Consider the following 12,589-nt stretch of genomic DNA (forward strand, 5'->3'; position numbering starts at 1 on the left):
GCGCCGTCGGTCAGGGGATCGTCCGCGGGAAGCAGCGATCGCCGTTGGGCAGCCCCATCGCGGCGCAGGCCGCCTTCACCTGCTGGTAGTCGGTCAGGTTCGGCACGGCGATGGCGTAGAACCCGTCGCGCAGCCCGCCGACCTTGTCGGAGTCGATCGCCACCAGCGTCTGCCCGCCGCGCGACTGCGCCTTCGCGTAGGCGACGGCCTCCTCGGCGCTGTTCGTCTGCTTGGGCAGCGACCGGATGACCGCGATGTAGCTGCCGGACCGCAGCTGCGTGACCAGGCCGGGCGCATAGGTCGAGCTCGGCGACGCGCTGCTCGGGGACGGCGAGGGCGTCTCGGACGGGGACGGCGAGGGCGTCTCGGACGGGGTCGGCGTGGGCGTCGCGGTGCGGGTCGGCGTCGGCGAGGGCGACACGCTGGTGGGGGTTGACGTGGGCATCGACGGGGTGTGACTGGCCGCCACCGGCGGCGTCGAGGCCGTCGGCGAGGGGGACGGCGTGGCCGTGGTCGGCCCCGTCCGCAGCGCGAAGAAGCCGATCACGACGGCGAGGAGGCCCACCAAGATGCCGGCCAGCGCACCGACCCAGGTGTTCCCGCGCCCTCGTCCTGTTCCGTTCGCCACGATTTGCTCTCCCTTGCCTTCGGGTTCCTGCTTGGTCAGGCGACGCGATGCATCCAGCCGAAGGTGTCCTCCGCGCGCCCGTACTGGACGTCCAGAATCGCATTACGGATCGCCAATGTCTGGTCATGCGCGCCGTCGGCGAGCCGGACTTCCCCCTGGCGCGACTTGAAGCCGCTGATCGGGCTGATCACCGCCGCCGTGCCACAGCAGAACGCCTCGACGACCTCCCCGGAGGTGATGCCCTCGGTCAGCTCGTCGGGGGTGATGCGGCCCTCGTCGGGACGCAGACCGAGCCGCTCGCCCATCCGCAGGATCGAGTCGCGGGTCACGCCGGCCAGGATCGACCCCATCAGCGCCGGCGTGCGCAGGCGGCCGTCCTTGGTGATGAGGAACACGTTCATGCCGCCGAGCTCCTCGACGCGGTCCTTCGCGGACGCCTCGATGAAGAGCACCTGCGAGCAGCCATGTTCGTAGCCCTCTTCCTGCGCGATCAGGCTGGACGCGTAGTTGCCGCCGCACTTCGCGGCGCCCGTACCCCCGATGCCGGCGCGGCTGTACTCGTCGGTCACCCAGATGTCGACCGGGGCGACGCCCTGGGGGAAGTACGCGCCCACCGGCGACGCGATCAGGCAGTACGTGACCGTGCGGGCGGGACGGACGCCGAGAAAGCTCTCGGACGCGAACATGAACGGCCGCAGATACAGGCTCTTCTCGGTCTCACCCGAGGGCACCCAGCGGGCGTCCGCCTTGACGAGGTCGGCGATGGAGGTCAAGAAATCCTCCTCGGGCAGCACCGGCAGGCACAGCCGCTCCGCCGAGGCGGCGAACCGGGCCGCGTTCATCTCGGGGCGGAACAGCCAGATCGATCCGTCGGCGTGCCGGTACGCCTTGAGCCCCTCGAAGACCTCCTGCGCGTAGTGCAGCACCGCCGCCGCCGGGTCGAGCTGCAGCGGCCCGTACGGCACGATCGCGTCGTCGCGCCAGCCGCCCTCGACCGACCACGTGGCCAGGGCCATGTGGTCGGTGAAGTACTGCCCGAAGCCGGGCGCGGCGTGAATGGCCGCCACGTCGGCGTCCGTTCGCGGGTTCGCGTTGCGCTGGAGAGAGAAGGTCAAGGACATGGAGTCAGGATACCGACCGGCGCCCGGCATGCACGGGACCGTTCGCCCACCCCGGCGCCGAACCCCGGACATCCACATGCTGGATGGTTCTGTCTCGCTATGCTGACGACCGTGACGAACGCTGCGCAAACCAAGCCGACCATCGCCGTGATCCCCGGGGACGGGATCGGACCGGAGGTCGTCGCGGAGGCGCTCAAGGTGCTGGACGCCGTCGCCGGCCCGGACGCCTTCGACTACGCCCGCTACGACCTGGGCGCCGAGCGCTGGCAGCGCACTGGCGAGGTGCTGCCCGATTCCGTGCTCGCCGAGATCGACGGCATGGACGCCATCGTCCTCGGCGCGGTGGGCGCCGCCCCCGGCTCCAAGGCCATCCCGAGCGGCCTGCTCGAACGCGGCCTGCTGCTCAAGCTGCGCTTCGCCTTCGACCAGTACGTCAACCTGCGCCCGTCGCGCCTCTACCCGCAGGCGACCACCCCCCTGTCCCCCGCCGTCACCGAGCGCGGACCCATTGACTTCGTCGTCGTCCGCGAGGGCACCGAGGGCCTCTACTGCGGCAACGGCGGCGTCCTGCACCCGGGGACGCCGCAGGAGATCGCCACCGAGGTGTCGGTCAACACCGCCCACGGCGTCGAGCGGATCGTGCGGGACGCCTTCGAGCGCGCCACCCGCCGCCGCAAGAAGCTGACGCTCGTGCACAAGCACAACGTGCTCACGAACGCGGGTGGCCTGTGGAACCGGATCGTCCGCGAGGTCGGCGAGGAATTCGGGCAGGTCGAGACCGACTACCTACACATCGACGCCACGATGATCGCGTTCGTCCAGGATCCGCAGCGCTTCGACGTGATCGTCACCGACAACCTGTTCGGCGACATCATCACCGACCTGGCGGGCGCCATCACCGGCGGGATCGGCCTGGCGCCGTCCGGCAGCATCAACGGCGAGGGCACACATCCGTCCATGTTCGAGCCCGTGCACGGCTCGGCGCCGGACATCGCCGGGCAGGGCATCGCCGACCCCACCGCGGCCATCTCCTCCATCGCGTTGATGCTCGACCACCTCGGCCGCTCCGAGGACGCCGCGCGCGTCCAGGAGGCCGTGGACGCCGACCTTGGCGAGCGCACCGGGACCCCGCGCAGCACCGCGGAGATCGGCGACGCGATCGCCGCCCGGCTCGCCTGAACCGCACGCACGGGCTCACGCAGGCGCACGCCCCCGTCGACCATCGCGGGCCCCTCGTGCCGCGCATGCTCCCGCGTGCGCTCCCCCGGGCTGCGGCGGGCGTCAACGTTTCGCCGGACCGCACACGTCCCCGCTGAGCGCTCGGCGGCGCACCAGTAGCTGCGCCGTGACACACCGGTTGCATTCAGTTATCTCAGGCTTTGTTAACTTATCCGCGGGCCCTTTGCCTAGTCAGACGGATACCCGGCGCGGCGAACGCGGCGTCCTTGGGCAACATCCTGAGAAATAGGTTTGTCCTTCACTCAGGAATTACTTAGACTCGTCCTGTCGCGTTCACCACGGTGAGCGATCCCCCCGATTCCTGGAGGCACCCGCCTTCGCCAGAAGTACCTGCGTTCGGTGCGCTTCGATCTCAAAGCCGAACCCTCGCTAGGAAAGTCCTGGGCAGACGAGACCCGTAGTCTTCGGGAGCGCTCGCATGGAAGGAACCCTGGTTCTCACATGAACAAGACTGTCACCCGTGTCGCGTCCTTGACCGCTGCTGGCGCGCTCGCCGGAGCCGGCGCCCTGGCCGCCGCTCAGCCTGCGCAGGCCGCTTCCGTCTGGGACCGCGTCGCCGCTTGTGAGTCCGGCGGCAACTGGAGCATCGCCACCGGCAACGGCTACTACGGTGGCCTGCAGTTCTCCGCGTCCACGTGGCGCGCCTACGGCGGCACGCAGTACGCGGCCACCGCCAACAAGGCCAGCAAGGCCCAGCAGATCGCGATCGCGCAGCGCACGCTCGCCAGCCAGGGCCCGAACGCGTGGCCCGTCTGCTCCAAGAAGGCCGGCCTGACCCGTTCCAACGGCGGCGCCACGTACGCCGCCCCGAAGAAGGCCGCAGCCCCGAAGAAGGCGACCGTCTCCAAGAAGAAGGCCGTCTCGACCCCCAAGCGCGCCACCACCGTGGCGAAGCCCACCACCTACCAGGGCAAGCGCTTCGTGACCGTCAAGCGCGGCGACACCCTGACGAAGATCGCCCGCGCCAACGGCACCAGCTGGCAGCGCGTCTTCTCCCTGAACAAGGGCGTCGTGAAGAACCCGAACGTCATCCACGTCGGCCAGCACCTCGTCGTTCGCTGATCCATCCGGATCGGCTCGACGAGCCACGGCTGAACCGGAAGGGCCCCGCGTGTGCGGGGCCCTTCCGCTGTGCCCGGACGCTGCCGCGCACGTCAATCCCGCGCGGACACGCCCGCGCGCATTCTCCTGGCTGAGCGATGTGGCGCCCCGCCTCCCGGGTGGGGCGCCACATCGTCAATCCTCACCGCGACCTGCGCGGGACGGTCGATCAGCGGGAGACGGAGCCCTCGACGTAGTCGGAGTCGGCCGGCTTCACCCAGCTCATCAGCTTGCGCAGCTCGTGTCCGGTCTTCTCGATGGGGTGCGACTCACCCTCGGAGCGCAGCTTCTTGAACTCCGGCGCGCCGGCGTCCTGATCGTCGATGAAGCGCTGGGCGAACGCGCCGCTCTGGATGTCGTCGAGGACGCCCTTCATGTTCTCCTTGACGTGCTCGTCGATGACGCGCGGGCCCGACACATAGTCGCCGAACTCCGCGGTGTCCGAGATGCTCCAGCGCTGCTTGGAGATGCCGCCCTCGTACATCAGGTCCACGATCAGCTTGAGCTCGTGCAGGCACTCGAAGTACGCGATCTCCGGCTGGTAGCCGGCCTCGGTCAGCGTCTCGAAGCCCATCTGCACCAGGCGGCTCATGCCCCCACACAGCACGGACTGCTCGCCGAACAGGTCGGTCTCGGTCTCCTCGGTGAACGTGGTCTTGATGCCGCCGGCGCGCAGGCCGCCGAGCGCCTTCGCGTAGCTGAGCGCGAGCTGCAGCGCATTCCCGGAGGCGTCCTCCTCCACCGCGACGAGGACCGGAACGCCGCGGCCGTCCACGTACTCGCGACGGACCAGGTGACCCGGCCCCTTCGGGGCGACCATGCAGACGTCGACGCCCTCGGGCGCCTTGATGTAGCCGAAGCGGATGTTGAAGCCATGCGCGAAGAACAGCGCGTCGCCGGGCTCGAGGTGCGGCTCGATCTCCTCGGCGTACAGGGTGCGCTGCACCTGATCGGGCGCCAGGATCATGATCAGGTCGGCCTCCTGGCTCGCCTGCGCGACCGACGTGACCCGCAGGCCTTCGGCCTCGGCCTTGGCGACGGACGACGAGCCCTCGCGCAGGCCGACCCGGACGTCGACGCCCGAGTCGCGCAGGTTCAGCGCGTGCGCATGCCCCTGCGAGCCGTAGCCGATGATGGCGACGGCGCGCCCCTGGATGACGGACAGGTCCGCGTCGGCGTCGTAGAACATCTCTGCTGCCATGGTTTTCCTTCTTCCTTGTCGTTTTCGCGAGGGGTTCAGCGCGTGGCCGAACGTCCCCGATCGGTCTTGGACGAACGCTCCGTGAGCGACTTGCTCCCGCGTCCGAGGGCGACGAGTCCCGACTGAACGAGCTCGCGGACGCCGTACGGACGCAGCATCTCGAGCAGCGCGGCCAGCTTGTCGGGGCTGCCGGTGGCCTCGATGACGAGCGAGTCGTTGTGGACGTCCACCGTCTTGCCGCGGAACAGCTGGACGATCTCGATGATCTGGCTGCGCGTGGCCGGATCGGCCTTCAGCTTGATGAGCACCAGCTCGCGGCGCACGGCGGCGTCCTCGAGCTCGATGATCTTGAGCACCTCGACGAGCTTGTTGAGCTGCTTGGTGATCTGCTCCAGCACCTGCGGGCTCTCCACCCGCACCTGCAGCGTCATGCGGGACAGCTCGGGACGCTCGGTCGGGCCGACGGCCAGCGAGTCGATGTTGTAGCCCCGTCGCGCCACCAGCCCCGAGATGCGGGCCAGAACGCCGGGCTTGTTCTCGACGAGGACGCTCAGCGTGTGCGTTTTCACAGGATCTCATCCTCCCAGTCGGGAGCCATGTCCCGAGCAATCTTGATGTCGTCGTTGCTGGTACCGGCGGCCACCATCGGCCACACCATCGCGTCTTTGTGCACCACGAACTCGACCACCACCGGACGGTCGTTGATCTCGTTCGCCTGCTTGATGACCTCGTCGACCTCCTCGGGCGTCTCCGCGCGCAGGCCGACGGCGCCCATCGCCTCGGCGAGCTTCGGGAAGTCCGGGACGCGCAGCGACTCGAGGTTCGTGTTGCTGTACCGCTCGCCGTAGAACAGCGTCTGCCACTGGCGCACCATGCCGAGGCTCTGGTTGTTGATCACCGCGATCTTGATCGGGATGTTGTTCAGCGCGCAGGTGACGAGTTCCTGGTTGGTCATCTGGAAACAGCCGTCGCCGTCGATGCCCCACACCACGGCGTCCGGACGCCCCACCTTGGCGCCCATCGCCGCAGGCACGCAGTAGCCCATCGTGCCCGCCCCGCCGGAGTTGAGCCAGTGCCCGCCCTTCTCCATGGGCAGCAGGTGTGCGGCCCACATCTGGTGCTGGCCGACACCGCTGACGAAGTAGGCGTCCGGGGCGCTCTGACCGAGGCGCTCGATGACGAACTCGGGGCTCAGGATGCCGTCCTTGGTCGGCGCGATCTCGAGGCTGTAGCGCTCCTTGAGGTTGCCCAGATAGGAGCGCCAGGCGGTGAAGTCCGGGAGGTCGACGCCGCGGAGCTCGCTCGCGAGGAGTTCCATCACCTCCTTGACGTCGCCCACGATCGGGACGTCCGCCAGGCGGTTCTTGCCGATCTCGGCGGGATCGATGTCGGCGTGGATGACCTTCGCGTCCGGCGCGAACGTATCGAGCTTGCCCGTCACGCGGTCGTCGAAGCGGGCGCCCAGCGTGATCAGGAGGTCGGCCCGCTGGAGGGCGCCCACCGCCGACACCGACCCGTGCATGCCCGGCATGCCCATGTGCAGGTCGTCGCTGTCGGGGAACGCGCCGCGCGCCATCAGCGTGGTCACCACCGGGATCTTCGTCAGGTGCGCGAGCTCGGCCAGCGCCTCGTAACCCTCGGCCTTGACGACCCCGCCGCCGACGTAGAACACCGGCCGCTTCGCTTCCTTGATGAGTTTGGCGGCCTCACGGACCTGCTTCACGTGCGGATGCACGACCGGCCGGTACCCCGGCAGCTCGACCTGCGCGGGCCACTCGAACGGCGCCGTGTTGGCCAGGGCGTCCTTGGCGATGTCGACCAGGACGGGCCCGGGGCGTCCGGTGCCGGCGATGTGGAACGCGGCCTTGATCGCCGCGGGGATGTCCTCGGTGCGGGTGATCAGGAAGCTGTGCTTGGTCACGGGGAACGTGATGCCCCGGATGTCGGCCTCCTGGAAGGCGTCGGTGCCGATGGCCGCCGACGCAACCTGTCCGGTGATCGCGACCATGGGGACGGAGTCGAGGAAAGCGTCCGCGATGCCGGTGACGAGGTTGGTCGCACCCGGGCCGGACGTCGCCATGCAGACGCCGACGCGTCCGGTCACCATCGCGTAGCCCTCGGCCGCGTGGGCCGCCCCCTGCTCGTGCCGGACCAGGATGTGCCGCACCAGTTCGCTCTGACCCAGCGGGTCGTAGGCGGGCAGGATCGCTCCACCGGGGATGCCGAATACCACCTCGACCCCGACCCGCTCGAGCGATTCGACGAGAGCCTCGGCTCCGGTCAGGACGGTGGGCGTTTGATCGTCGGCCATCTCCTCTTCCCTTCTGTTCGCGGGTGATGGTGGTGCGCAGAATGATCGGCTACAAAGAAAAACCCCCGCTGCCGATGGCAGGCGAGGGAGCGTGTCGTCCGTCAGTGGGCCGACACGCTAGACAACTACGAGAGCGCTCATGTGCACGTGTCCGAGCATAACCCTTCCGGGCGACCGCCGCCGAAGTTCGGACAGCATGCCCGGCATGTGGAACGCCACGGGGCTGGCGGCTTCGCGCTGGCGACCGTGACCGCGGCGTAGCGGAGGGCTCTCGTTCGCGCCTACCCCTTGAGGTGAAACTGCACCGATCCGGGCGACCGCACCGACCCGCCCCGGGTCGAACCCGGCGGCGAACAGGCCGCCGACAACGGCCATCACCCCCCTTGACCTTTTCGAGACACCTGTCGCATCATGTTTCTGCGCCTCTTCCCGGCTCACAGCTCCCCCGCGTGAACCATCTGCGCGTCGCGCCGAAACCCGGCCTCCTCTCCAGTAGCGGCACCCGCCACAGGAGGAGGCCGCCCGACCGCCGCGACGCGCCGCGCCCTTCCCACACTGCTCGTCCGACGTCCTCGTCCGTGTTTACCAGCGAAGGTTCCCGCATGTCCCACGCGTTCTCCCCCCTGCTCCGCCGCGGCGCCGCCGTGGCGTCCGCTGCCCTCCTCGTCACCACGCTCGGTCCTGTCTCGGGCGCGCACGCCGACCCCGCCCAGCCCGTGTACGCCGACACGATCACCGTCACCGGAGCCGGCTACGGCCACGGCATCGGGATGTCACAGTACGGCGCGCAAGGCGCCGCCCGGTCGGGCCTGACCTCGGCGCAGATCCTCTCCTTCTACTACCCCGGCACCACGCTGGTGTCGCTGCCCTCGGGCAACGTGATGCGCGTGCTCATCAGTGCCGACAACGACGGCGACGCGTCCGTGCTGCCGGCCTCGGGGCTGCGGCTGATCGACGACGCCGGCAAGGCCCAGGCCCTGCCTGTCGGCGCCGGTTACTCGCGCTGGCGCGCCAGGATCGTCGGCGGAGCCCGCGTCGCCGAGTACCGTGACGCCGCCGGGGCGTGGAAGCCGTTCCCGGTGTCGCTGACCGCGGGCAAGACCTGGCACTTCGAGAACCCGAGCGCGGGATTCGTGTCGTTGCTGCTGCCCAATGGAACCGTGCGCGATTACCGCGGCAAGATCACCGTCCGTGCCACGAGCAAGGCGGTCACCGTGAACACGCTGCCCATGGAGCAGTACCTCCGCGCCGTCGTCCCGGCCGAGATGCCGTCGGGCTGGCACGCGCAGGCCCTCGGCGCGCAGGCCGTCGCCGCACGCACTTTCGCGGCACGGGCGCGGACGTTGGCCGGCGCGAACGCCGCGTACGACACGTGCGACACGACGAACTGCCAGGTGTACTCCGGGCTGGGCGTCCGTGCGAATGCCCAGAGCGGGCGCTCGACGGTCGAGGCGGCCTCCACGACCGCGGCGATCGGTGCGACGTCCAACCGCGTGTTGCAGTACGGGTCGAGCCTGGCACTCACGATGTTCTCGTCCTCGAACGGCGGCCACACCGCGGCCGGCGGAGCCGCCTATCTCGTGGCCAAGCCCGACCCCTACGACGGCCGGGTGAGCAATCGCTCGTGGACCGCCGCGTTGACCCGCGCGCAGATCGAGAAGGCGTACCCGGCGATCGGCACGCTGCGGAACGCGCAGGTTCTCTCCCGCGACGGTAAGGGCCGCTGGGGAGGCCGTGTGAACACGATCCGGTTCAGCGGCACGAAGGGGTATCAGGATGTCGCCGGCACCGCCCTGCGCTTCAAGTTCGGGCTGCGTTCGCACCTTTTCAACGTCACGGGCGGTCTGAAGCCGGGGTCCGCCACCTACCAGCGCTGGGCCGCCACCGGGCTTGCCACGGGCTCGCTGGGCGCGCCCACCACCACCGAGCGGACCTCACGGGGCTTCGCCGAGGTGCGGTTCGAGAAGGGCGACCTGGGCTGGAGCTCGTCCGGCGGGGCGCACATCGTGTCGTCCCCCGTGCTCGGGATGTGGCGCTCGCTGGGCGGGATCGACTCCGTGCTCGGTGCCCCCACCACCGACCTGGTCGCTGGTCCCGTCGCGAAGTCGAGCAAGACGCTGTTCACCAACGGCGGCCTGTACTACAGCGCGGCGTCCGGCGCGCACGAGGTGCACGGCCCGCTCCACCACACCTATGTCCCGCGCGCGGCGCGGCTGGGGCTGCCGCTGAAGGACACCACGCCGGCGGCATACGTGCCGGGGGCGTCCTACAGCTGGTTCCAGAAGGGCGCGATCTATTTCCACGCCAGCACCGGCGCACACGCGATCGAGCGTCCGGCGCTGACCGCGTACGGGTCGATCGGCTACGAGAAGTCGCGGCTGGGGCTGCCGACCGCGAGCACCACGGCCACCTCGACCGGGACCATCACTCGCTTCCAGCGCGGCACCATCACGTGCACGGTCGCGGGCTCCTGCAAGATCTCGTAGTCACCAGGGGCGTTTCCCCGCTCACGGACGCAGGCGGGCGACGATGTCGTCGATGGCGAGCGAGTCGTCCTTCGTCAAGAGATTGGCCATGCCTGGCGCGTCCGCGGTGCGCGGGATGACGTGCACGTGCAGGTGCTGCACCGACTGCCCGGCGACCTCGCCGACGTTGGACAGCAGGTTGAAGCCGTCGGCGCCCAGCCGGTCGCGGAGAACGCGAGCCGTGGCCGAGATGGCGGGGGCGATGGAGGCGAGTACCTCGGGGTCCTCGAGGGCGTCCGCGACGTGGGTGCGGGGAACGACGAGGGTGTGGCCGGGCTTCACGGGGCTGACGTCGAGGAACGCGTAGGCCGCGTCGTCGGAGTACACCTCGTGGCTCGGGATCTCGCCCTGGACGATCTTGCAGAACAGGCAATCGCTCATGTGGCCCAGTCTTGCAGCCCGCGCTCGTTCCCCGTGGCCGGTGTCAGCGAACGGGGAAGCCAGCGGCGCTCAGGGCGTCCTTGACGTCGCGGATGCGCAGTCGCCCGTAGTGGAAGACCGACGCGGCGAGCACCGCGTCGGCGCCCGCGCGAGCCGCCTGGACGAAGTGTTCGGCCGTGCCGGCGCCGCCCGAGGCGATGACCGGGACGTCGACGACCCGACGCACATCCTCGATCATCGCGAGATCGAAGCCGGCGGTCGTGCCGTCGGCGTCCATGGAGTTGAGGAGGATCTCGCCGGCCCCGCGGTCGACCGCTTCCCGGACCCATTCGATGGCGTCCAGCCCCGCGGACTGGCGCCCGCCGTGCGTCGTGACGCCGTAGCCGGAGGGGAGGCCGGGCTCGCGGCGGGCGTCGAGTGAGAGCACCAAGACCTGGTTGCCGAAGCGGCCGGCGATCTGATCGATGGCGTGCGGGTTGCGGATCGCGCCCGTGTTGATGCCCACCTTGTCGGCGCCCGTGCGCAGGAGCGCATCGACATCCTCGACGCTACGAACGCCGCCTCCGACGCACAGGGGGATGAACACCGTTTCGGCCGTGCGTCGCACCACGTCGTGCGTGGTCGCGCGGCCCTCGGACGAGGCGGAGATGTCGAGAAAGGTCAGTTCGTCGGCGCCCTCCGCTCCGTAAGCATGGGCGAGGTCGACCGGATCGCCCGCGTCGCGGAGGTTCAGGAAGTTCACCCCCTTCACGACACGGCCGTCGTGAACGTCGAGGCAGGGAATGACACGGATGGCGACGGACATATCCCACATCGTATGGCCGCTTCCCGCCTCGCTCCTCACGCCTGTCCCGGCCGCCGGAGCGCCGGGCTCTCAGTGGGCGCCGTCCCGCTCCCCGCTCGGGCCCCCGCAGGCCCGATTCGCTCCACGCCTCGGTCGCTCTTCGAGCGCGGCAATCGGCGACGGCGTTGCTGACCGACCCTGCGCGTCACCAGCGCAGCACGCCATCGCGTCGGCGGGGCGAATCGGCGCTGAGGGACCGGCGAGCGCCGCGTCGGTGACAGATGTGCGCGCTCCAGGGCCGATGTGCTGACGCGATCGCGCGTCGAACTCCCCTAGTGAAGGAAAAGGGAGGCGGTGGCAATGAGTATCCGAGCAACAAGTCTCGAGAACATTCACGAGCTCGCGGGTCCGACCGGCGTGATCGACACGCGAGGGCGCCCGGCGAAGGAGCGGCAGCGGGTGGCGCGGGCAGCGCGGTCCGGGCTGTTGGTGCGTGCCCTTCCCGGAATCTGGGTTCCCGCGACCCACGCGACAGATCCGGCGATGCGTGCGGCGGCGCTACTCACCGCTGCTCCGAATGCGGTCCTCACCGGGCGGATAGCCGCCGCGCTGAGCTGGTGGCCGGAACTTCCCGTCTCCGTCGTCACAGCCAGTCGTCACGCCGACGTAGCTCGAGCCGTTGGCTACCGCTTTCATCGGCAGAAGGTGATTCCCGGTCACGTCATCGAGTGGCGAGGGCTCCGCATGACCAGCCCGGCACGCACGGTCCTCGACCTCATCCCCGAGCTGGGCGGCCACGCTATCGACGAAGCGCTTCGCCGACGCGCGGCCACCTTGGCCCAGCTGTGGCAGGCGCTGCGGGAGAGTCCCGGCCGGCGCCACAACAACCGCAGAGCCTGGCTCCTCCGCGACTCGCGCGACGAACCGTGGTCAGAGGCTGAACGCGCCCTGCACAGCCTGATGCGTGACGTTCGGCCCCGGTGCCGGTTCCGCACCAACCACCGTGTCACCAGTGCGGCAGGCGTGGCGTTCCTCGACGTCGCCATCGCCTCACTGCACCTCGGCGTCGAAGCCGACGGCCGTGCGTTCCACACGTCGCCCGCCTCGTTCGAGCGTGATCGCGACCGCGACACAGCTCTCGCCGCCGAGGGCTGGCACGTCGTCCGGTTCTCGGCGCGTCAGCTCTTCAACGCCCCCGTCGAGGTCCGAACGAGGATCGAGTCGATCATCCGCCACCGACGTCGTGTCTCAGGCGCACTCCCGCGGCGGGGACAGGCGGTACCCTGAGCCGGCCCGAA

General features: G+C 69.7%; 11 protein-coding genes. 4 read left to right on the forward strand and 7 right to left on the reverse strand.

Features of this window, described 5'->3' with window-relative positions; genetic code table 11:
- Positions 1-10: 10 nt before the first annotated feature.
- Positions 11-628 carry a hypothetical protein gene (locus BN1187_RS09035; protein ID WP_040161001.1) on the reverse strand — a complete coding sequence of 206 codons (618 nt, stop codon included), beginning with the start codon at positions 626-628 and terminating at the stop codon, positions 11-13.
- 35 nt (positions 629-663) lie between these two features.
- Entirely contained in the window at positions 664-1,749 is a 1,086-nt protein-coding gene (locus BN1187_RS09040; protein WP_040162779.1) for a branched-chain amino acid aminotransferase, read from the reverse strand.
- A gap of 99 nt (positions 1,750-1,848) precedes the next feature.
- Between BN1187_RS09040 and BN1187_RS09045 the strand changes: the two genes are divergently transcribed.
- Together BN1187_RS09045 and BN1187_RS15120 are read left to right on the forward strand one after the other, a co-directional pair.
- Complete coding sequence (locus BN1187_RS09045) at positions 1,849-2,928, forward strand: 3-isopropylmalate dehydrogenase (protein ID WP_052462545.1); 1,080 nt, start codon at positions 1,849-1,851, stop codon at positions 2,926-2,928.
- 501 nt (positions 2,929-3,429) lie between these two features.
- Positions 3,430-4,050: a LysM peptidoglycan-binding domain-containing protein gene (locus BN1187_RS15120; protein ID WP_040161003.1), complete on the forward strand. Its 621-nt coding sequence runs from the start codon at positions 3,430-3,432 to the stop codon at positions 4,048-4,050.
- A gap of 208 nt (positions 4,051-4,258) precedes the next feature.
- On the opposite strand, the gene ilvC is transcribed toward BN1187_RS15120, so the two are convergent.
- From ilvC to BN1187_RS09065, 3 genes are read right to left on the reverse strand one after another with little or no spacing between them, the layout of a single operon-like run.
- On the reverse strand, positions 4,259-5,290 hold the full coding sequence (gene ilvC, locus BN1187_RS09055; RefSeq protein ID WP_040161005.1) for a ketol-acid reductoisomerase: 1,032 nt from the start codon (positions 5,288-5,290) through the stop codon (positions 4,259-4,261).
- Positions 5,291-5,325: 35 nt separating this feature from the next.
- Positions 5,326-5,859, reverse strand: coding sequence for an acetolactate synthase small subunit (gene ilvN / locus BN1187_RS09060; protein ID WP_040161007.1), 534 nt, complete (start codon positions 5,857-5,859; stop codon positions 5,326-5,328).
- Positions 5,856-7,682: an acetolactate synthase large subunit gene (locus tag BN1187_RS09065; RefSeq protein WP_261795329.1), complete on the reverse strand. Its 1,827-nt coding sequence runs from the start codon at positions 7,680-7,682 to the stop codon at positions 5,856-5,858. The genes ilvN and BN1187_RS09065 overlap by 4 nt, the downstream gene beginning before the upstream one ends.
- A gap of 521 nt (positions 7,683-8,203) precedes the next feature.
- On the opposite strand from BN1187_RS09065, the gene BN1187_RS09070 reads away from it, so the two are divergent.
- Entirely contained in the window at positions 8,204-10,087 is a 1,884-nt protein-coding gene (locus BN1187_RS09070; RefSeq protein WP_052462546.1) for a SpoIID/LytB domain-containing protein, read from the forward strand.
- Positions 10,088-10,108: 21 nt separating this feature from the next.
- Here the strand turns inward: BN1187_RS09070 and BN1187_RS09075 are convergent, their stop codons facing one another.
- Positions 10,109-10,507 carry an HIT family protein gene (locus BN1187_RS09075; protein ID WP_040161011.1) on the reverse strand — a complete coding sequence of 133 codons (399 nt, stop codon included), beginning with the start codon at positions 10,505-10,507 and terminating at the stop codon, positions 10,109-10,111.
- 43 nt (positions 10,508-10,550) lie between these two features.
- The gene (gene hisF / locus BN1187_RS09080; protein WP_040161013.1) at positions 10,551-11,312 is read right to left on the reverse strand and encodes an imidazole glycerol phosphate synthase subunit HisF; all 762 of its coding nucleotides are present in this window, start codon (positions 11,310-11,312) and stop codon (positions 10,551-10,553) included.
- A 438-nt stretch (positions 11,313-11,750) separates the two neighbouring features.
- Here hisF and BN1187_RS13865 point away from each other — a divergent pair, with 438 nt between their 5' ends.
- Positions 11,751-12,578 (forward strand): DUF559 domain-containing protein, encoded by an 828-nt coding sequence (locus BN1187_RS13865; RefSeq protein WP_157754766.1) that lies wholly within the window; start codon positions 11,751-11,753, stop codon positions 12,576-12,578.
- Positions 12,579-12,589 lie beyond the last annotated feature (11 nt).

Origin of the sequence: Nigerium massiliense (genome assembly GCF_000826085.1) — a bacterium.
GTDB classification, from domain to species: Bacteria; Actinomycetota; Actinomycetes; order Propionibacteriales; family Propionibacteriaceae; genus Propioniciclava; species Propioniciclava massiliense.